This window comes from Segniliparus rotundus DSM 44985 (genome assembly GCF_000092825.1).
GTDB lineage: Bacteria > Actinomycetota > Actinomycetes > Mycobacteriales > Mycobacteriaceae > Segniliparus > Segniliparus rotundus.
In genome coordinates this window covers 269,404-289,937 of sequence record NC_014168.1, presented here as the reverse complement: position 1 = coordinate 289,937, position 20,534 = coordinate 269,404, and the positions used below count along the sequence as shown (strand labels likewise).

The following is a 20,534-nucleotide window of genomic DNA, read 5'->3' as shown; positions in this document are numbered from 1 at the left end:
CACGCGTGCGGGGCGAATTCTCTGTGTCGTCCCTGCGGGAAGGATGCGCCCGAAAAGAAGGCAGACCGCTGGTCGCGAGGCTCTTGTACGGGTTCTCCGTGCCCATCGTCGCAGTGTGGTTGCTGCTTGCCGCCGGGCTGAACCTCGCTGTGCCCCAGCTCGAAAAGGTCGTGGAGCTGCACGCCTTGTCCTTCTTGCCGGATGAGGCCTCGTCGGTGCAAGCGATCGCCAACATGGGCAAGTACTTCGGCCAAGGCGGGACCAATAATTTCGTGGCGGTGCTGCTCGAAGGCGAAGAACCGCTGGGCGCGGACGCGCACCGCTACCAAGCCGAGCTGATGGGAAAGCTGAACGCGGACAAGAAACACGTCATCACCGCGATCGACTTGTGGTCCAACCCCACATTCGCGCCCGCGTTTGAGAGCTCCGACAAAAAGGCGTCGTTCGCCTACCTCAACTTGACCGGCAACATGGGCACGGCCCTGGCGATGGAGTCCACCCAGGCTGTTCGCGACATCATCGCGAAGACCCCGCCGCCGAAAGGGGTCAAAGCCTATGTGACCGGACCGGCGGCAGTCGTCAACGACGAGCTCCTGTCGATCAACCGGTCGATCATCCCAGTGGTGGCCGCTTGCACGCTGCTCATCACCCTGACCATGCTCCTTGTGTACCGCTCGCTGCTGACGGCGGGCATGCCGCTGCTCGTGGTGGGAGTCGCCTTGCTGACAGCGAGGCCGCTCGTCGCGCTCCTCGGCGCACACGAGATCATCGGGGTCTCCATCTTCGCCTCGAGCCTGCTCGCCGGGATCATCCTCGGCGCGGGGACGGACTACGGCATCTTCCTGCTGGGCAGGTACCAGGAGGCCAGACAAGCGGGGGAAGACCCTGCCACGGCGTATTACACGGCCCTGTCGGGCGTGCAGCACGTCGTCTTCGCGTCCGGTCTGACCGTCGCGGGGGCCACCGCGTGCATGTCTTTCACCCGGCTCTCCATTTTCTCCACCTCGGGCCTGCCCTGCACCATCGGCATCCTCACCGCGCTCGCGGCGGCGCTGACCCTCGGGCCAGCGCTCTTGGCGGTCGGCAGCAGACTCGGCTTCTACGAGCCGCGCGGGCAACGCGCCGCGCGGCGTTGGCGGCGCGTCGCCACTCGCGTGGTCCGCTGGCCCGGCCCGGTGCTGGTGGGCAGCGCCGCCGTGCTCGCAGCGGCGATCCTCGTCTTGCCGACCTACGTCACCAGCTACAACGAACGCGCGGCGCAGCCGGACACGACGGAGGCGAACGTCGGCCTGGCCGCCGCGGACCGGCACCTGCCGCCCAATCTTTTGAACCCGAACCTGCTCTTCGTCGAGTCCGACCACGACATGCGCAATCCCGCAGACCTGATCGCGCTGGCAAAACTGACGAACGCGGTCTACGCCGTGAACGGCGTGCGGGCGGTGCAGGGCATCACCAGGCCGCTGATTGCTCCGCTGCCGCAGGGGACGCTGACCTACCAGGCGGGTTATGTCGGCGAGCGGATGTCGCAGATGACGGCAATGCTCACCGCGCAGCTCGGCGGGATCGCCTCGCTTTCCGACCGCATCGGGAGCCTCTCTTTCGCGGTCAAGGGCTTGCAAGCAGAACTGGGCGCGGCGCGGCAGGGCCTCGGACAGTCCATCCACAGCGGCCAGGGCCTCCAGGCGGAGTTCCTCGACGTGTTGGAGAAAGCGCGTTCCGTGCGCGACGACGTGCGACCGCTGAGCGACGCGGGCGAGCAGCTCGCGAACTCGATCCCCAACTGCGAGAACATCCCGTACTGCCACGCGGCGCTCACCGGGCTCTCGCTCTTGGACAATCTCGACCAATTCGACGAGCGCGGCGTGCAGGACCTTCTCAACGGGGCGCGCACCGCCTCGCAGTCCCTCCCGCGATTGGACGCGCAAATCCGGGTGCTGGGCGATTTCCTCAACGAGATGCAGCAAACGCTCGCGCCGGTGCGCCACATGCTCGACTCGCTGACGCCCCAGATCTCCGAGATCACCGAGTTCACGAGGCAAGTCGCGGAAAGCTTCGGCGGCGCAGACCCGAGCGGTTTTTTCTTCCTGCCGAGCCAAGCCTTCCAATCCCCGCTGTTCCAATCGGCGCTCTCTGTGTTCTTCTCGCCGGACGGCAAAGTCACCCGGATGCTCGTCATGGGCGATGTGAACTCCTTCAGCAAAGCAAGCATGGACTACAGCGCCCGGATCGTCCCCGCGGCCACCGCTGCGCTCAAAGGCACCTCGCTCGGCGGCAGCAAAGTCAGCCTCGGAGGGGCCGGAGGCACCCTGCTCAACATCGCGGCCTTCGCCAAAGAAGACTTCATCACCAGCGCGGTCGCGGCCTTCGCGTTCGTGTTCTGCGTCGTGCTGGTCCTGCTGCGCAGTTTCGTCGCCGCCGTCGCAGTCGTCGGCACCGTGGCGATCTCCTACCTCTCCGCATGGGGGCTCAGCGTCGCGATCTGGCAGCATCTCGCCGGCCTGCCCCTGCACTGGGCTGTCGCGCCCTGTTCTTTCGTCTTCCTCGTCGCGGTCGGCGCGGACTACAACCTGTTGCTCGTCACCCGTTTCCAAGAGGAGCTGCGCGCCGGGATCAAAACCGGAATCGTCCGTTCCATGGCGGGCACCGGCAGCGTGGTCACCACGGCGGGACTGGTCTTCGGCTTCACGATGCTCGCGATGCTCGCGGGATACTCCACCATCCTCGCCCAAATCGGCACCATGGTCGGCGGCGGCCTCCTCCTGGACACCCTCGTGGTCCGCTCGCTCGTCATCCCGGCCATCGCGACGCTTCTCGGCCGGTGGTTCTGGTGGCCCATCCCGGTTCGCAACCGCCCCTGAACGAGGGAGCGGCGGGGCGCGGCCGCGCCCAAACCAACCACTCGGACCTGCGTGAAGAGCAGAGACTGCTAGGATCGCAGCATGCCTGACGAGTCTCACAGCGGCCAACGTCCCGCGGCGTGGCGGGAGGGTTTGCGCGAGGGGCCTCACGCGCCGTTCGCCGACCGGCCGGAGCCGGACAACGCAGGGGCGCGCTACAAGACCTTGACCTATGAGACAACCGGGCGGGTCGCGCGGATCGTGTTCAACCGCCCCGAACGGGGCAACGCGATCACCCCCGACACTCCCCTCGACCTCGCGGCCGCTGTGGAGCGCGCCGACCTCGACCCCCGCGTGCACGTCATCCTCGTGTCCGGGCGCGGCAAGGGCTTCTGCGGCGGTTACGACCTGGACATGTTCGCCGAAAACGGCGGGACGTCGGACGCGGGGGCGCACGAAACGGCCCCTGGCGCGGCGGACAACCGGGCCGCGCGCGCCGGGACCGTCTTGGACCCTGTCGCCCAAGCGGTCAACCACAACCCCTGGGGGGTCTGGGACCCCATGCTCGACTACGCCATGATGAGCCGCTTCAACCGAGGCTTCGCCAGCCTCCTGCACGCGAACAAGCCCACCGTCGCGAAACTCCACGGCTTCTGCGTCGCAGGCGGCACCGACATCGCCCTCTACGCCGACCAGATCATCTGCGCCTCGGACACCAAAATCGGTTACCCGCCCACCCGCGTTTGGGGCGTCCCCGCCGCCGGCATGTGGGCCCACCGTCTCGGGGACCAACGCGCCAAACGCCTCCTGCTCACCGGCGACTGCATCAGCGGCAAGCAAGCCGAGGAATGGGGCTTGGCCGTGGAAGCCCCCGAACCCGACGAACTCGACGAGTGCGCCGAAAACCTCGTCGAACGTATCGCGATGATGCCGATCAACCAGCTCATGATGGTCAAACTCGCGCTCAACAGCGCGTTGATCAACCAGGGGGTCGCCAACTCCACGATGGTCTCCACCGTCTTCGACGGCATTTCCCGGCACACCCGCGAGGGCTACGCCTTCCAGTTGCGTTCGATGACGGCGGGATTCCGCGAGGCGGTCCGCGAGCGCGACGAGCCCTTCGGCGACCACAAGCGGGCGCAGTTCGAATGATCGCGTATTTCGGCCCCTCCGGGACGTTCACGGAGGCCGCGATGTTGGATTTCGTGCGCCGCGGGCTCGCTCCGGACACAGGAGCCCTCGCGCTCAACAGCCCCCAGGACGTGATTGCCGCGGTGCGGGACGGGACGGCGCGCTACGGTTGCGTCCCGGTCGAGAGCACGGCGGACGGATCGGTCGCCCCCACCCTGGACGGGCTCGTGGCCGGGGAACCGGTGCAGATTGTGGCCGAAACCCAGCTCGAAGTGAGCTTTTCCGTGCTGCTCGCCCCCGAAGCCGATCCGGACGAAGTCGCCACAGTCGCCGCGTATCCGGTGGCGGCGGCGCAGGTGCGGTCGTGGCTGGCGCAGCGCTGGCCGCGCGCGGCAGTCGTCCCGGCGAGCTCGAACGCCGCGGCGGCATTGGACGCCGCTGAGGGCCGCGCGGACGCGGCGGTCACCACCCCGATCATGGCCGAGCGCCTGAGCTTGCGCGAGGCGGCTCGCTCAGTCGCCGACATCACTGGCTCAAGAACCCGGTTCGCGTTGATCAGCGCGCCGTGCGCGCCGCCGCCCCGCACCGGCTCGGACCGAACTGCCGTCGCGCTGCGGCTGGCCCACGCACCCGGCTCGCTCGCCAATGCGATGAACCAGCTCGCCCTGCGCGATCTGGACCTCATCCGCATCGAGTCCCGCCCGACCCGCAATCAGCCGGAACCCTATTGGTTTTTCCTCGACTTCGTCGGCCATGTGGACGACCCCGTCGTCGCCGAAGCGCTCAAGTCGCTCTGGCAGCACTCCATCGAGGTTTTCTACCTCGGGTCCTGGTCATGTGAGTCGTTCGGCGGGGCGGCGAACCGGCCGATCGGCGTGCCGCCGCCGTCGGACGAGGCCGCGCGGCGATGGGTGGCGGGCCTGCGTTCGCCGAGCAGCCGTCCGTGACACTCGTTTTGGCCGCAAAAATTCAGCTCGCGCCACTTGTGCGAACCGCGCTACGGCGGTAGCCTTCCGGCGCCAAGAGGGGCCTCCCGCCTTGACCAGCACAACCTTTGACCTTATTTCCCGCCGGTCACATTTCGAGGAGTCGTGGCGTCCATGACGCTCTGCGCCGGTACGAGGTGCGCCGGACAGAAACAACCCGCGCGCAGCCGACTACAGCCGGTTCGCGGCGATGACGAAAAGCGACCCGCTCTTCCACGCCCTCGCCTGCGCAAGGACAAGGGGCAACACGGCTCCCGCTACGCTTTCTCCAGCCAGCTTCGCGCGTCGTTCCACGCTTCCTCGTCGTCCGGGTCCGGGCCTTGCGGCTCCGCTTGGCGTTGCTGCGCCCCCGGAGCAGGCGGCAGGCGAGGACTCAGCGGCCCCATCAGCTCGCGCACAAGCTCCCTGGTCTTCTGGTCCTCCCCGAACTCCACAAGGGCTTCCCGCATCTGCCGGTCCACGTCCTGGCACGCGTCCCGCGCCGCCCCATGGAACAACTCAGCGATAGAATCCGCGTTGTACTGCCCGATGCTCGCGTCAACAGCGACATTCACGGGGTTCTTGCGCGCGTCCACCTCGAAGACCAAGCGACCGTTCAAACGAGTGCCCTTGCCCCGAATCCCCTCCACCCGCGCGGCGAACCGCTCAGCCCGAACCCGCATGTCCGCCAACCGCCCATCCGTGTCAAGAACGCTCACTTCGGCTCCTCATCCGGCAAGTCCGCAAATGCCTCTTTGATCTCCTGAAAGTGATAACCGCTCGTGTGGGCTCGGGCAGCGCTCAGAGGGCTGTGCCGACCGCTCTTACGCCACGGATTAGCACCACGCTCACGCAGCAGTTTGATCACTTCTTCCGGTACACCGCTCTTCGCTGTGATGGCTCTTGACAAAGGTGTCTCCCCTTGGCTGTCAATAGGCTCCACTTCGGCTCCCGCGTCAAGGAGTAACTTGACCACAGCTGTGCAGCCTCGGGCTGCGGCTGCATGCAGTGGGGTCCAGTTTCCGTTGTCTCGGGCGTTCACATCGGCACCAGCTGCGATAAGCGCCGCCACCGCGTCGGCTCGGTCGCTATGGCTGGCGTAGTGAAGCGGGGTACGCCCCCACTGATCGCGTGCGTTCACGTCGGCCCCGGCTGCGATGAGCTGATCTACTGACGGGGTACGATCGCCCGGTTCCCACATGTCACCGACGCTGATGTGCAACGGGGTCTGCTGCAAGCTGTCTCGGCTGTGTACGTCGATGTTATTAGTCATTGCGGGTTCTCTCTCAAAATCTCGGCCACGGAAGGGATGGGGGCCTCGTACTGGTGGCTCAGATTGCCGTACGCGTCCTCGATCTGATAGAGCTTGTGGTTCTGAATGTACTCCTGAAGCTGGCGTTCGGTCCAGCCTTTAGCTATAGCGTCGTTTCGAAGCCTCGCCCATTCGCTGTACTTGATGTGTCCGATATGGATTTGCGTGTTCACAGGGTACAGCGTGCCGTCCGCGCCTTGGTAGTACTTCCCGTTGTCGGTTTTGGGAAGGTTGGTGATCTCCGGGGGGTATTTGCCGTCCTTGGGGATGAGGATATTTTTGTTCGCGCCGCTCTGCCAGTACTCCTTGCCGTTCATGCTCTCAGAGACCGCGTTCTCGTACACCTGGCGTTCGGTGGCGGCGTTGGGGCGCATGCGGCGCGTCATGTGCGTGACGAGGCGGTCGAGGCCTAACGCTGAGCCGATGGCGGCGGCTTCGGCGGCGCCTTCGGGCATGTAGATGGCGGGCATCGCGTTCAACAGCGGGAGGAGCTTGCCGACGCCTTGGGCGGCTGGGCCGCCCGCGATTGCGGCCATGGGGCTGAACGCGTCACGCAGCTCTTGGGCGATGCGCTCTGCGCTCAACCGGGTTTTGACGAACTCGGCCAGCTCCTTCGCGCGCTTGTAGAGCCGGTAGTTGCCGAGCACTTCGGAGACGCCGAGGGTGGCCCCCGCCAGGCCAGCGGAGATGATCTCCGTCTCCGCGATGTTCCCCAGCTCTTCCTGGGCTTTCTTGTTCACCTCGTCGCGCGCGCTCTGGACGTGCTGCGCGAACTGCGCGCAGCCGTCGCCGAGAACGTCGAACCCGTCCGCCACGTCCAAAAGCTGGGTTTTCACGATCCCCAGCCAGTTCACCACCCCAGCGACCTCCGGGGCTTGCTGCTGCTGCACGAGCGCGGATGCTTGGTCCAGGGCCGCTGTCCCGCTGCGGAACGCGGTCGCGGTGGATTTGTAGCGGTCCCTGAGGTTTCTGAGCGCGCTCACGTCCCCGTCCGGGTACTCCTGCCCGGTGAGCATCCCGGCGATGATCGGCCACCACCCCGGCGCGGCCTGCATTGTGCGGCCCTGCGCGTCCGGGACGAACGGCACCGGGATCACCTCGTGGGTGCCCGGTGGGAACGCGGGCGCGTCCGGGTCGTCCCCGAGCGCGTGGTTGATCCCCGAGTACACGAGCAGATCCGAGAGCATCCCCATGGCGTTCAATGCGACGGTCGCCGCGTCCATCAGGCCGCCGCCCTTGCCCGCGCCGCCCGTGTCCCCGATCAAAGCGGGCCGGTAGAACTGGTTATTCCATTCGTGTGCGTACGCGTCCGTGCCCGCCAGGCCTTTCGTGGTCTTCAAGTCCATCACCAGGTCGAAGAACGCCGGGGCGATCTCCCCGCCAGAACCCGAGGAGCCCCCGCCCAACGCGGAACGCACGATCTGCCCCGCGCGGCTGAAATCAGGCGGGGACACCGACAAAACCGGATCGGGGCTCACGGCCACATACCCCGCTGATGCCCGATCAGCCCCGCGTAACGCCCATGATCCGCCGCCGCCTGATCTTTGAGCCTCGCAAGCGCGTCCCGCATCTCCCGCGCGCCAGCGACCCAGCGGTCGTGCTGCTCGCGCTGCGCCGCAGCGGCCTCGCCCGACCAGCTCGTGTGCAGACGGGCGATGGCCGCGTCGATCTGGTCGAGCCAATCCTCGACTTTCTTGTCGAACTCCTCGCACCGCTCGACATGCGCGAGAAGCTGGTCGAGTTCCACGCGGTACTCCTCGCCCATCCCGCTCACCAGTTGTACCTCACATCGACATTCGCCAGGCTGTCGCTGTTCACGCCCTCCTGCTGGTCGTACTCATCGGCGGACTCGCCCAAAAGCCCGGACTCGGCCTCCAAAGCGTCCACCACCGTCTTGCAGCCCTGCTTCCACTCATCCCACGGCGCACGGAACTTCGAAGCCGCCACACCGATCCACCCCTCCAAGAGCTGGTCCCCGTGCTGCGCCAACCCGTCGAACCCCACGCGCATCTCGTCCACAATGCCGCTCACGAGCTGTTGGACGGCGCGAAGCTCCGCCGAGTCCGAGCGAAGCGAACCACCCATGAGGTTCCTCCAAAATTGTCGCGACCACCGCGTATATCGTGTTGAGCATATCCAGACGCCCTAAAACCCGCAACCAAACGGGCTGATGATTTTTCCAAAACCTGGCACCGCACAAGAAAGGCTGAACAAAGCGGTCGGCATGATCGCCCCAGCGATTCCGGCGCCCCTTCCCCCTGGGGGGTGAACCCGAGCGGCGCGCGACGTGCCCACGGGCCGGCGTGGACGCTCGTGGCCGCGGGCGAAGACCAGCGCGGACTCCCGCGCCGGCAAGAGTGTTTTTTCCGGTCTTGATCGGCCTGGCCGCCGAGCCTGACGCGAAGATCCCGCGCGCAGCCGGCTAGAGCCGGTTCGCGGCGATGACGCTGCTCATCGCGGTGCGCAAATCCTCGGCGGTGATGCTCATGAGGTCTTCCTCGGTCAGGTCCGCGGGATCGACGCCGCTCTGGGTGAGCCGGAACTCGCGTTCCTCCTCGGCGGCCTCGATGACGTTCCGCACGAAACGGCCATTGCCCGCAAGGTCGACCAAGCGCATTTCCTGGCCGCTCGACGAGATCTTCGTCTGGTCGTACAGGCGCTGGGTCTGAGTGATGAATTCGCGCATCGCGTCCGGCGTGATGACCGCGTCGCGGCGCTTGGCCTGGAACTCGGCGATCCTTCCCAGCTCGTCCGGGGTGTAGGAGTCGAACCGGATGCGTTTGGCGAACCGCGACGCGAGACCCTCGTTCCCGGCGAGGAAACGGTCGATCTCGTTGTCGTACCCGGCGATGATGACCACGAGGCGGTCGCGGTCGTTCTCCATCCGGGCGAGGAGGGTGTCAATGGCCTCCTTGCCGAACGCGTCGCCGCCGGAAAGCCCCGATTGGAGCAACGTGTACGCCTCGTCGATGAACAACACCCCGTCCATCGCGCGGTCGATCAGGGCCGTGGTCTTGATCGCGGTGGAGCCGAGGTGTTCGCCGACGAAGTCCTTGCGGCTGGTTTCCAGCACGTTGGCCGTCTTCAGCAGGCCCAAACCGCAGTAGATCTTCGCGACCACGCGGGCGATGGTCGTCTTACCGGTGCCAGGAGGGCCGGTGAAGGCGAGGTGCTGGCTTTTCGCCTGGCCGCCGCCGAGGCCCTTCTCCGCGCGCAAACGAGCCATCTGCACGGTGGCCTGCAACCTCGCGACCTGCTGCTTCACCCCGCTCATGCCGATCTGCAGATCGAGTTCCTGCTGTGCCTCGGCGAGCAAAATCTCGTTCTCGGCGGAACGTTTCTCCTCGGCTGCGGCGGCTTCCTTCTTCTTGATCTCGTCCTCGGACGGCGCGGAGGAAGGGTCCCACCTGTTGGCGCGCAACGCGATGCGCTCCGGCGTGGTGGTGACGATGCGGAAGGTCGGCTCCTGCATGGCGCGCTTATTCGCCTCGAAGCCGGGCTCGCGCGCATAGATCTCCTCGAAAATGGCGCGCGCTTTCTCCGCCTCGCCTTGTTCGCGGAGCACCAGTCCCCGGCTGTACTTCGCGGCGATCTGCGCGGCGGGGATCACCCCGGACTCGGCCCGCTCCAAACGTTGCACGGCTTGGCTGAACAGGCCCAGCTGCGCGCAGGACGAGCCGACCATGAGGTCCGCCCCGGAGGCGAGGTAACGGTCGCTCCACCCATCCGACTCGCGCAACGCCACCAGCACGTCGGGCCACAGCTGCGCGCCGTAGTACAGGAAGCCAGTGACGTAATCGACGATCGCGAGCTTGCCGCCTGTGCGCTCGCGCAGGTCTTTGAGCAGCTGTTCCGCCTCGTCGTGGCTGCGCTCGCGAATCAAAAGCGAGGCCTTGGCGACCTGGATCTCGTTCCAGTCGGTGAGCGGGTAGTCGATGTAGAGGCCGGTGGAGAACCGCCCGCCCAAGGTGCGCGGCGGCAAGCCGAGCCGACGGTGCTCGGCGAACAGGTTGCGCTCGCCGTTCTCGTACAGCCGCAGGACGATTTCGCCGGGGAGCTCTTCCTGCGCTTGGGCCAGGGTCGTGGCGAGGCCGAGCCACGCGTCGCTCATCGTGGGATCTTGCCGCGAGGCCAAATCGAAAGCCTTGCGGGCGTGGGCGAGGTCTTTCGGGGCCTCCTGCCCGTCAATGGGGATGCCCAACGAAAGAATGCCGATGTCAAAAGACCTTCGGGCCGCGCGCGTGTCGTACAAGGTGCCCCCATGTGTAGGACGTGGACGAGTATGTGTCGACGTCATTCTAGCCTTGACGGCTGGGTGGCGCAGCCACCGGCGCCTGCTGTGAGCAGTCGTTACCGCTTGCCCACCACGAGGAGCAGATTGCTGGTGAGCAGCTCCCTGAGCCAGGGCAGCCGCACCAGCCACCACGCCCAGCGCGGATGGTACCGGGGCAGCGCCGCGAGCAGGACAGCCCCCGGCGGGAGCCGGCGCGCCCACCGCAGTCCGTCAGCGGCGCTCACCGCGAACAACGAGACGCCGAACAGGTTCTTCGGCGGGCGCCCGTGCGCGCGGGCGTACCGCCGCGCGGCGTAGCGCCCGCCCAGCCAATGCCACCGCCCGGTCTCATGCCCCCCGAACGGGCCCAGCCACACGGTGTACGAGAAGACGGCCATGCCGCCGGGGCGGGTGACGCGCAGCAGCTCGTCGGCCAGGCGCCACGGCTGGGGGACGTGCTCGCCCACATTGGAGGAGGCGACGAGATCGAACGTCGCGTCGGCGAAGGGCAGGCGCTGCCCGTCCCCGCGCACGACGGGCACGCCCGAGGCCAAGGCCTCCCGGCAACCGTCGGGGTCCGCGTCCACCAGGACAGAGCGCTCCACAATGTCCGCGAGCAGGACCGCCGAGCGGCCTTCCGCCCCACCGACGTCGAGCGCGCGCAGCGCCGAAAGCTCGGCCTCCGGGCGCCACGCCCGCCACGCGGCGAGCAGAATGCGCAGCCAGTCCTGCGCGAGCGGATCGTAGAATTGGTCCGGGTCGGAGGATTCGAAGCGGAACGCGCGCAGCAGCCCGAAGGATCTGCGCAGTGTGGCGCCTTCGGCGAGGGCCGACCTGACAGCGTCTTGACAGATCTTTGCGTTAGGCTCGGTGACCATTATGGCTCAGCTTACCCAAGTCCTGCTCTTGAGCTGGCGGGATACCACCCATCCGCAGGGCGGGGGCAGCGAGCAGTACTTGGAGCGGGTCGGCGAACGGCTCGCGAGCGAGGGCGTCGAGGTGGTCGTGCGCACCGCGCGCCACCGCGGCTCGGCGCGCTCCGAGACGCGCGACGGCATGCGGTTCTCCCGAGGCGGCGGCAGGCTCACGGTGTACCCGAGGGCGCTCGCCGCGCTCGCCTTGGCCAGGATCGGGATCGGCCCCCTGGCCGGATTCCGCCCGGACGTCATTGTCGACACGCACAACGGGATGGGGTTTTTCGCCCGGTTGGCCACCCGCGCGCCGGTGGTGGTGCTCGTGCACCACTGCCACAAAGAGCAGTGGCCGGTGGCTGGCCGCCTGCTCGGCGCGCTCGGCTGGTGGCTTGAGTCTGTCGTCTCGCCCTGGGTGCACCGCCGCGCCCAGTACCTCACTGTCTCGCTCCCGTCTCTGGAGGGCCTGGTGCGGCTCGGCGTCGACCGGGAACGCGCCGCCGTGGTCCGGGCCGGAGTCGACCGGGTGCCCGCAGGCGCGCCCGTCGGCGGCCCCGCGACTCGCAGCGCGCAGCCGACATTGTGCGTGCTCACCCGCCTCGTGCCGCACAAACGGGTGGAGGACGTGCTGGACGCGTTGGCGGCGCTGCGCGCGGACGGGCTCGCGCAGTTGCGGCTCGAAATCGTCGGGGACGGCTGGTGGGCGGACAATTTGCGCCGCCGCGCGGACGAGCTCGCCGTCGCGGACGCTGTCGTGTTCCACGGCCGCGTCGACGAGGCGCGCAAACATGAAGTCCTCGCCCGCGCCTGGCTGCACGTCATGCCCTCCCTCGCCGAAGGCTGGGGGCTCGCGGTGATCGAAGCGGCCCAGCACGGCGTGCCCACCGTCGGGTACACCGGCAGCGGCGGGCTGACCGACTCCATCCTCGACGGCGTCACGGGGGTTCTGGTCGACGGGCCGGAGGACCTCGCCCGCGTCGTGCGCGACCTGATCGGCGACCACCGGCAACGCGAGGCCTTGGGCGAGAAGGCCCGCAGGCGGGCGCGCGAGTTCAGCTGGGCCCAGACCGCGGCGGGCGTGCGGCAAGTCCTTGAGGCGGCAGCGCGCGGCGAACTGGTGTCGGGTCTGGTCGGACCGGCGAACGGGCGCTGAGCCCGCGGCGAACGGCGGCTACATCTTGATCGCCGGGATCAGCCTGCTCGCGTTCCAGAGCCTGTTGCGCCGCGCGCAAACAGACGAGACCGCCAGCGCGCCCGCCATAATGGCGGCGAGCGTGAGGACCGCCTGCCAAAGCCTGCTGTCGACACCGCCCAGAACGAGCTGGCGCAGCCCATTGACGCCGTAGGTCATCGGGTCGTACCGGTGCAGCGCTTGGAACGGCTTCGACGTGGTCTCCACCGGGTACATGCCCCCAGCGCTGACGAGCTGCACCATGAGCAGCGCCATCACCAGCACTCGGCCCACCGCGGGGCCGAGGAGCGCGTTGACCGACTGCGTCAGGGCCACGAACGCGAACGAGACCAACGCCATGAACGCCAACATGGCCACCGGGTGCGCGGCGCGCATCCCGAGGCCGAAGCGCACCACGCAGTACAGGACGACCGCCTGGGATATCCCGATCAGGGCGGCGGGCAGATAGCTGGCGAGCGCCACCCGGAAAGCGGGGGCCTGCGCCGCGATAGCGCGGTTTTGCAGCGGCCGGAAGACCATCCACAGCACGATCGCGCCGAAGAACAGCGCCAACGTCAGGAAGAACGGGGCCATGCCGGTGCCGAAGTTCGGGGCGGCGTTCAGGTGCGAGGCGCGCAAGTGGACCGGGCCGCCAATGGTGTCGGCGATGGCGTCCTTCTGCTGGGGCGTCCAGTTGGGGACCTGGCCAGCACCGTCTGCGAGTTTGGCCGCGAGCTCGGACGACCCGCCGCGCACCTGCGCGGTGCCCGATTTCAGCCGCTCGGCCCCGGCGCGCAACTGTGCGAGCTTGTCCGTGAGGTCCCGCCCTTTGCCGCCGAGCTGGTCGAGGGCCGAGCGCAGCGGGCTGCCCGGTGAGCGCAGCGTTTCGGTCAGCGAGATCGCGGCGTTCTCGCCGTCGGTGAGCTGTTGGCGGATCTGCGGGGTGAATTGGTGCTCGTGGAGCTGGTTTTGCACACCGCGCAATGTTTCGGCCGAGCTCCTCGCGGCGGGGTCGTCGCTCGCCGAGAGCTGGTCGATCACCCCGGCGAGCGAGGCGGCTGCCCCGTCCTGCGCCTTTGCGATGCCGCCGATCTGCGCATTCGCCTGGCGCAGCGCGACGGCTGCCTGCTGGAGCTGTTCGGTGTCGCCGCCGACGGCCGAGGCGGCTTTGCCGACGGCGAGGATCGGATCGGTCGCTTTGTCGATTGCGGCGGAAAGCTGCGCGGCGCCGTCGTCGACCTGCGCCGCCCCGTCTGCGAGCAGCCTGGCCCCGTCCGCGGCCTGTTTGATCCCCGAGCCGGAGGAAAGGACAACGGACAGCACTTGGTTGACCGCCTGCCCCGAGATCCGGGTCGACACAGCGGTCAGCACCTGGTCGACAGCGGTGCGGCCGATATTGGAGGAGATGTAGTTGTTGGCGTCGTTGTAAACGGCGATCAGTTCGGCCTTTTTCGACTGCCCGGTCACGGGGGAGGCGACTGCCTCGCTGAAGTCCGGCGGCAGCTCCAACATGAAGTAGTACTTGCCGTGGTCGACCCCGCCGCGCGCCTGCTCGTGGCTCATCACATGCCATTCCAGGCCGCCGTCCTGCGTCAAGCTTTTGGCTATCTCATCCCCGACGTTGATCCGCTGGCCGGAGACGACAGCGCCCCGGTCGGCGTTGACCAACGCGACCGGCATCTTGTTCACATGGCCGAAGGGGTCCCAGTACGCCCACAGGTACAGCGCCCCGTACACCAACGGCAAGAGGGCGAGCACGACGATTGCGGCGCGGGTCAGCCGACTGCGGCCGAACCGTTTGATCTCCGAGCCGAAAGCCAGTCCAGCCAACATGTTCAGTCCTTTCTGAGCAGAATGCGACAGTCGTGCAAAGTGTGGTCGGGAGCGTCGTCGCCGAGGGGGTTGGCCACCCCGACGACGACGGTCCGCCGGGCGGCGAGCGCGCCCAGGCGGCGGGCCGCGAGCGCCCGGTGCGCACTGTCGCGGACCTGCTCCAAGTCGCCGACCACCAGAATCGGCCGGTCTGTCACGAGCGCGAGAGCGATCCTGAGCAGGAACACCTCAAGGTCGGAAAGGTCGGCGACATATTTCGCCAACGGCGGCGGGGGGATCTCGGCGAACACCTCGCCCAGCACCGCCGCGGCGGGCTCGGCCTTGGCCCGCGAGCACCACGGAGCCAGCCATCGCCGCTGCTCGGCGAGCACTGTCCGCACGGTGACCGCCTCCTCCAACTCGTCGATGTCGGCGAAAGCCGCGATCGCGCAATGCCGTCGGATTTTCCCCGGCTCGACGTCCCCGCGCACGGACAGCTCGCCCCGGCTCGGCTTGAAACGTCCCGCGAGCGTCAGCAGCAGCACGCTCTGCGCTGGTGGGCCGGATGTCCGCACAGCGTGCAAGCCCGGCGCGAGCGCAAGGCGGATGTCGGAGAAGAACGGGCCGTGCTCGCCGTCCACGCCCAATCCGTCGGCAATGATGACCGGCGCGGCGCGGGCGCGCTCGTCCTGCAAGTCCATGAAGGTCGCTCTTTCCAGTCGCTCGAAGTGGGCTCGCCCATTCAACCAAACGCCCGCCGGGACACGCGATCGGCCAGAGACCGCGAGCATGCCGCCCGCGCCGCGGTCTCGGATCGGCGAGATTTCTTCTCAACCGCCTCGCCCGGCAGCCACAGCGGCCAGAGCGCGAGAACACGGCCGGGCCGCAGGTAACGTAGTGTGAGTCATGCAGGGCATTGGTGCCGCGGCGGCACGAGAAGGATCAGCGATGAGCAAGATTTACGAGAACGTCAGTGATCTGGTCGGGCACACCCCGCTCGTTCAGCTGAACCGGTTGACCGCGGGGCTGCCTGGCCGCGTCGTGGCCAAACTCGAGTACTACAACCCGGCGAACAGCGTCAAAGACCGGGTCGGCGTGGCGATCATCGACGCGGCGGAGCGCTCGGGCGAGCTGCGGCCCGGCGGCACCATCGTCGAAGCCACCAGCGGCAACACCGGGATCGCGTTAGCCATGGTCGGAGCCGCACGAGGGTACAAGGTGATCTTGACGATGCCGGACACGATGTCTGTCGAGCGGCGCGCGATGCTGCGCGCGTTCGGGGCCGAGATCGTGCTGACCCCCGGATCGGAAGGCATGGCCGGGGCTGTGGAGCGGGCGAAGCAGATCATCGCCGGCACCCACAACGCCGTGGCGGCCAATCAGTTCTCGAACCCCGCCAACCCCGCGATGCACGAGCAGACCACGGGCGAGGAGATCTGGGCCGACACCGACGGCGCCGTCGACGTCTTCGTCGCGGGCATCGGGACCGGCGGGACCATCAGCGGCGTCGGGCGCGCGCTGAAGGCGCGCAAACCGGGCGTGCGGATCGTCGGCGTCGAGCCCAAGGACTCCCCGATCCTCAACGGCGGCGCGGCAGGCGCCCACAAAATCCAAGGCATCGGCGCGAACTTCATCCCCGAGGTGCTCGACCGCGACATCTACGACGAGATCCTCGACGTGGAATTCGCCGACGCGATCAAAGTCGCCAGGGCGCTGGGCGTCGAAGAGGGCATCCTCGGCGGCATTTCGGCGGGCGCGAACGTCTGGGCCGCGCTCGAACTCGCCAAACGCCCGGAGAACGCCGGGAAGCTCATTGTCACGGTCGTCTGCGATTTCGGCGAGCGGTACATCTCGACCGCGCTCTTCGACCACATCCGGGACTGACGGCGCCGTGTCCGTCCTGTCCGCTTTGCGCGAAGACTTGCAGAACGCGCGCAGCCACGACCCTGCCGCGCGCAGCGACCTGGAGAACGCGCTGCTCTATTCCGGGTTGCACGCGATCTGGGCCTACCGGGTCGCGCACCGCATGTGGGCCACACCGGCGTTGCGCGGGCCAGCCAGAGCGCTGTCCCAGCTCGCCCGGTTCTTCACCGGAGTCGAAATACATCCGGGGGCCACAATCGGCCGACGGTTCTTCATCGACCACGGCATGGGCGTTGTGATCGGGGAAACCGCGGAGATCGGCGACGACGTCATGGTGTACCACGGGGTCACCTTGGGCGGGCGGTCCTTGCGGGCAGGCAAGCGCCACCCCACCATCGGCAACCGGGTCACCGTCGGGGCCGGGGCGAAAGTCCTCGGGCCGCTGCGGATCGGCGACGACAGCGCCGTCGGGGCGAATGCCGTGGTCACCCGCGACGTGCCCGCCGAATCGATTGCGACAGGCATCCCCGCGGTCGTGCGTTCGCGCACTGAGAAGCAACGCGAGCCGGGGGTCGACCCGACGTGCTACATCGACCCCGCGCTGTATATCTGAGCGGGCTGTGTTTCCGAACACCTGACTTTCCGAACGCCTGACGAACGGGAGCATTCGCACGCCCGATTCCGTCGCGATTCTCGCGAGTTTCGCGATTCCGACGGGCCTTCCGCGACCCTCGCCGCGCGGTCGTTTACACTCGCAATGTGCAACATGTCACTCATTGCGCAGAGCATGCGGACGGACACGCAAAAAGGCGGCGTGGGCGCTTGTTGCCAGCAAACTCTCAGGTATAAAGTTACTTCGCACTTGCGAACAAAAAGCTTGCGGCGGCGGCCGCCGAAGCGCATCAAGGAGGAGCGCTGACCATGGCGAGACCATCCACGGCGAATGGCGGATTCCCGAGCATTGTTGTGACCGGCATGGCCATGATGAGCGCCATCGCCCCCGACGTCGAGGGCACATGGCAGGGGCTTCTCGACGGCGAGAGCGGCATCCGCGCCCTCGAAGACGACTTCGCGGCCGGATTGGACCTTCCCGTCCGCATCGGCGGACGGTTGAAAGTCCGCGATTTCGACAAAGACCTGACCAAAGTCGAACACCGGCGCATGTCCTACGTGCAGCGCATGGCGACGGTCCTCGGCCGCCAGGCCTGGGCGGACGCCGGGTCGCCGGACGGCGTCGACGAGGCGCGGCTGGCCGTCGCCATCGGCGCGGGGATGGGCTCGGTGCGGGGCATGGCCGAAGCGTACGACGAGATGCGCGAGAAGGGCGCACGGGCCATCTCGCCCTTCACCGTGCAAATGTTCATGGCCAACGGCCCCGCCGCAGTGGTCGGGCTCGAACGCAAAGCGCGCGGCGGCATCATCACGCCGGTGTCCGCCTGCGCGTCGGGCAACGAAGCCATCGCGCACGCGTGGCGCCAGATCGCCTACGGCGACGCCGACATCGCGATCTGCGGCGGCGTCGAGGCGGCCATCGACGCTTTCGCCGTCGCCGCGTTCGCCAATATGCGCATCGTGCTCTCGACCGCCAACGACGAACCCGAGAAAGCCTCGCGGCCCTTCGACAAGAACCGGACCGGCTTCGTGTTCGGCGAGAGCGGCGCGCTGCTCGTCATCGAGACCGAAGAGCACGCCAAAGCCCGAGGGGCCCGGAGCTACGCCCGCCTGCTCGGCGCGGGGATCACCTCCGACGGCCACCACCTGGTGGCCCCGCACCCCGACGGCGTCGGCGCCGCCAGGGCGATGACCCGGGCGCTGGAGAACGCCGGGCTGCAACCCGGCGACGTCGGCCACGTCAACGCGCATGCGACCGCGACGAGCGTCGGGGACCTCGCCGAGGCCAAAGCCATCCGCCTCGCGGGCCTGCAACACGCCGAGGTGTACGCGCCCAAAGGCGCGATCGGTCACTCCGTGGGGGCAGTCGGCGCGGTCGAAGCGGTCATCACGGTCAAAACCCTGCAAGAGGGCATCATCCCCCCGACCCTGAACCTGGAGACCCCCGACCCGGAGATCGACCTCGACGTGGTCAGCGGCGAACCCCGCAAAAGCGACCACGCGTACGCCATCAACAACTCGTTCGGGTTCGGCGGGCACAACACCGCCACCGTCTTCGGCAAGTACTGATTCTGCCGCCGCAGGGCCCTTCGCCTGAGCGAGGAACCCCTGACGGCGTGTCGCGAACCACCCGCGCGCCTCAGGCCGAACAGCGGCAACGCCCTGTTCAACACCGGCGCCGAGAAAGCTTTGCCGACCCCTCCCCCGATCTGGGGCACACTCGTCCCAAAATAATTGATCAAGCGTCATTGACACAGAGTCACTGAAATCTTAGACTGGGCGGGCGTTCCTCGGCGCAAAGGAGAGCAACATGACGACGCCACACACGGCCCGCGCCGGTCGACGAACAAGCGGACCTGCGCCGCCTCGCCGCAGAGCAACGCAGACCACCCACCGACGACCGCTTGGAGGAACGCCATGACCACGTTCGACACCATCACCGCCGCCGACGTCCTCGACCGAGTGCGCGACTTGCTGCCATTGATCCGTGAGCACGCGGCCCAAAACGAGCGGGACCGCAAGATCGCCGACGAGGTGATCGCCGCGCTGCGGGACGCGGGCGCGTTCCGGCTCGCCGCGCCGAGGCGCTTCGGCGGCCTGGAGGCGGGCCTGCGCGCCATGTTGGACCTGTCCGCCCTGATCGCGGAGGCGGACGGCGGAACCTCGTGGGTGACCACGCTCTCCAACATCAACGCCTGGTCGACCTGCCTGTACGACGCTGCCACTGTCGACGAGATATACGCGGACGGCCCCGACGCCATCCTGTCCGGGGTGGTGTCGCCGGGCGGCACGGCGCGCGCGACGCCCGGCGGTTACCTGATTCGCGGAGAATGGCCGTACTGCTCGGCGAGTTTGCACGCCGACTGGGTTTCGGGCGGGGTGTGGGAGGTGGACGAGAACGGCGACGAGATCGACCAATCCATGGTCGTCATGCGCGCCTCGGACGTTCAGATCAAGGACACCTGGCACGTCGCGGGGATGCGCTCGTCCGGCAGCAACACCATCGTCGCCGACGACGTGTTCGTGCCGAGCCACCGCGTCAGCTCGATGCTGCCGGTGGTGTCCGGGGACTCTGTGGAGCAGTACCCGGACAACCCGTTTTACCGGTCGGCGTTCGCCCCCATGCTGGTGCTCGTCCTCATCGGGCCACAGCTCGGCCTCGGCCGCGCCGCCCTCGACATCGCGGTGAAAAAGGCTTCGACCAAGGCATTGGCCTACACCAACATCGAACAGCAGGCCGATTCCGTCGCTTTCCAACTGTTGGTGGCGGACGCTGCGACAAAGATCGACACCGCCCATCTGCATGCCTACCGGGCCGCGGACGACGTCGAGCGATACGCCGAGCAGGGCGTGTACCCCGACGTCGCGGCGCGGGCGCGGATGCGGGCAGACGCCGCAGTCGCCCTGACGAGCGTCAACGACGCGATCAACACGCTGCTGAACGCCTGCGGCGCAGGGAGCTTCGCGGACGTCAACCCGCTGCAACGCATCTGGCGCGACGCGAACGTCGGCCAGCGGCACGCGGTCATTCTGCCCCAGGTCTCGATGGAGACCTACGGGAAAGCGTTGTTGGGCAGAACCGACCACATCACAGCGATCCTGTGAAGCCCGCGACGAGAAACCGCCCCACCGACGAAAGAGCTCTGTGATGCCCGAGGTCACCACTTCCCGAGAAATCGACGCGCCGCAGGCGCTGGTCTGGTCCGCGGTCTCCAACCCGCAACGGTTCGCGGACTGGAACACCCTGCACGCCAAGTGGGCGGAAGAACCGCCTGCCGCGCTGGAAAAGGGCGCCCGCTTTGTCGAGGTGGTCAAGATCAAGGGCGTCACCGACGCCATCGAGTTCCACGCCGACGACATCCGCGGCCCCGAGTTCGTGTCCCTGTCCGGCTCGGGCAGCACGGGATCGAGCGTCGTCTTGGAATTCTCGGTCGCAGACCGGCCCGCAGAGCGGTCACGTGCGACCTTGCACATCGTCTTCACCAGCCCTGTGCTGGTCGGCCCGCTGGGCAAGGTGCTGGAGCGGGCGTTCCGCAAAGAGCTCGACGCCTCGTTGGAAAAACTCGCAACACTCGTCGCGGCTGGCTAGCCCGCGCGAGCACCGCGCGCAGAAAACGCCCCCGCAACCGCGCGGGCTGGAATACCCG

Annotated in this window: 18 protein-coding genes; 9 read left to right on the top strand and 9 right to left on the bottom strand. The window is 67.7% G+C overall.

The window, feature by feature from the left end; translation table 11 throughout:
• Nucleotides 1-23: 23 nt before the first annotated feature.
• The 3 genes from SROT_RS01590 (at nucleotide 24) to pheA (ending at nucleotide 4,915) form a co-directional block, all read left to right on the top strand.
• Complete coding sequence (locus SROT_RS01590; protein WP_342626120.1) at nucleotides 24-2,858, top strand: MMPL/RND family transporter; 2,835 nt, start codon at nucleotides 24-26, stop codon at nucleotides 2,856-2,858.
• Between the two features lie 81 nt (nucleotides 2,859-2,939).
• On the top strand, nucleotides 2,940-3,989 hold the full coding sequence (locus SROT_RS01585; protein WP_013137257.1) for a crotonase/enoyl-CoA hydratase family protein: 1,050 nt from the start codon (nucleotides 2,940-2,942) through the stop codon (nucleotides 3,987-3,989).
• Complete coding sequence (pheA, locus tag SROT_RS01580; RefSeq protein WP_013137256.1) at nucleotides 3,986-4,915, top strand: prephenate dehydratase; 930 nt, start codon at nucleotides 3,986-3,988, stop codon at nucleotides 4,913-4,915. Before SROT_RS01585 ends, pheA begins: the two co-directional genes overlap by 4 nt.
• A 296-nt stretch (nucleotides 4,916-5,211) precedes the next feature.
• Here the strand turns inward: pheA and SROT_RS01575 are convergent, their stop codons facing one another.
• From SROT_RS01575 to SROT_RS01550, 7 genes are all read right to left on the bottom strand, one after another.
• Entirely contained in the window at nucleotides 5,212-5,652 is a 441-nt protein-coding gene (locus tag SROT_RS01575) for a hypothetical protein (protein WP_013137255.1), read from the bottom strand.
• Nucleotides 5,649-6,206 carry an ankyrin repeat domain-containing protein gene (locus SROT_RS15900; RefSeq protein WP_013137254.1) on the bottom strand — a complete coding sequence of 186 codons (558 nt, stop codon included), beginning with the start codon at nucleotides 6,204-6,206 and terminating at the stop codon, nucleotides 5,649-5,651. The genes SROT_RS01575 and SROT_RS15900 overlap by 4 nt, the downstream gene beginning before the upstream one ends.
• A complete protein-coding gene (locus SROT_RS01570) occupies nucleotides 6,203-7,723 on the bottom strand; it encodes an HNH/ENDO VII family nuclease (protein WP_013137253.1) in 1,521 nt (506 codons plus the stop codon). Before SROT_RS01570 ends, SROT_RS15900 begins: the two co-directional genes overlap by 4 nt.
• Nucleotides 7,720-8,010 (bottom strand): WXG100 family type VII secretion target, encoded by a 291-nt coding sequence (locus tag SROT_RS01565; protein WP_041406821.1) that lies wholly within the window; start codon nucleotides 8,008-8,010, stop codon nucleotides 7,720-7,722. Before SROT_RS01565 ends, SROT_RS01570 begins: the two co-directional genes overlap by 4 nt.
• A 5-nt stretch (nucleotides 8,011-8,015) precedes the next feature.
• Nucleotides 8,016-8,330 carry a WXG100 family type VII secretion target gene (locus SROT_RS01560; protein WP_013137251.1) on the bottom strand — a complete coding sequence of 105 codons (315 nt, stop codon included), beginning with the start codon at nucleotides 8,328-8,330 and terminating at the stop codon, nucleotides 8,016-8,018.
• Nucleotides 8,331-8,667: 337 nt separating this feature from the next.
• Nucleotides 8,668-10,497, bottom strand: a complete 1,830-nt coding sequence (gene eccA / locus SROT_RS01555) for a type VII secretion AAA-ATPase EccA (protein WP_013137250.1) — start codon at nucleotides 10,495-10,497, stop codon at nucleotides 8,668-8,670.
• Nucleotides 10,498-10,595: 98 nt separating this feature from the next.
• Entirely contained in the window at nucleotides 10,596-11,396 is an 801-nt protein-coding gene (locus SROT_RS01550; RefSeq protein ID WP_013137249.1) for a class I SAM-dependent methyltransferase, read from the bottom strand.
• A 1-nt stretch (nucleotide 11,397) separates the two neighbouring features.
• Between SROT_RS01550 and SROT_RS01545 the strand changes: the two genes are divergently transcribed.
• Nucleotides 11,398-12,582 (top strand): glycosyltransferase family 4 protein, encoded by a 1,185-nt coding sequence (locus SROT_RS01545; RefSeq protein WP_013137248.1) that lies wholly within the window; start codon nucleotides 11,398-11,400, stop codon nucleotides 12,580-12,582.
• Between the two features lie 18 nt (nucleotides 12,583-12,600).
• Here SROT_RS01545 and SROT_RS01540 read toward each other — a convergent pair whose 3' ends face one another.
• Both SROT_RS01540 and SROT_RS01535 read right to left on the bottom strand, forming a co-directional pair.
• Nucleotides 12,601-14,433: a YhgE/Pip family protein gene (locus SROT_RS01540; protein WP_013137247.1), complete on the bottom strand. Its 1,833-nt coding sequence runs from the start codon at nucleotides 14,431-14,433 to the stop codon at nucleotides 12,601-12,603.
• 2 nt (nucleotides 14,434-14,435) lie between these two features.
• Entirely contained in the window at nucleotides 14,436-15,113 is a 678-nt protein-coding gene (locus SROT_RS01535; RefSeq protein WP_013137246.1) for a hypothetical protein, read from the bottom strand.
• Between the two features lie 247 nt (nucleotides 15,114-15,360).
• On the opposite strand from SROT_RS01535, the gene cysK reads away from it, so the two are divergent.
• The 5 genes from cysK (at nucleotide 15,361) to SROT_RS01510 (ending at nucleotide 20,476) form a co-directional block, all read left to right on the top strand.
• Nucleotides 15,361-16,296, top strand: coding sequence for a cysteine synthase A (gene cysK, locus SROT_RS01530; protein WP_013137245.1), 936 nt, complete (start codon nucleotides 15,361-15,363; stop codon nucleotides 16,294-16,296).
• Between the two features lie 7 nt (nucleotides 16,297-16,303).
• The gene (gene epsC, locus SROT_RS01525) at nucleotides 16,304-16,888 is read left to right on the top strand and encodes a serine O-acetyltransferase EpsC (RefSeq protein ID WP_013137244.1); all 585 of its coding nucleotides are present in this window, start codon (nucleotides 16,304-16,306) and stop codon (nucleotides 16,886-16,888) included.
• 308 nt (nucleotides 16,889-17,196) lie between these two features.
• Nucleotides 17,197-18,456: a KasA/KasB family beta-ketoacyl-ACP synthase gene (locus tag SROT_RS01520; RefSeq protein ID WP_013137243.1), complete on the top strand. Its 1,260-nt coding sequence runs from the start codon at nucleotides 17,197-17,199 to the stop codon at nucleotides 18,454-18,456.
• A 348-nt stretch (nucleotides 18,457-18,804) separates the two neighbouring features.
• On the top strand, nucleotides 18,805-19,992 hold the full coding sequence (locus tag SROT_RS01515) for an acyl-CoA dehydrogenase family protein (protein WP_013137242.1): 1,188 nt from the start codon (nucleotides 18,805-18,807) through the stop codon (nucleotides 19,990-19,992).
• 43 nt (nucleotides 19,993-20,035) lie between these two features.
• Nucleotides 20,036-20,476 carry a type II toxin-antitoxin system Rv0910 family toxin gene (locus SROT_RS01510; protein ID WP_013137241.1) on the top strand — a complete coding sequence of 147 codons (441 nt, stop codon included), beginning with the start codon at nucleotides 20,036-20,038 and terminating at the stop codon, nucleotides 20,474-20,476.
• The last annotated feature ends 58 nt before the right edge of the window (nucleotides 20,477-20,534 follow it).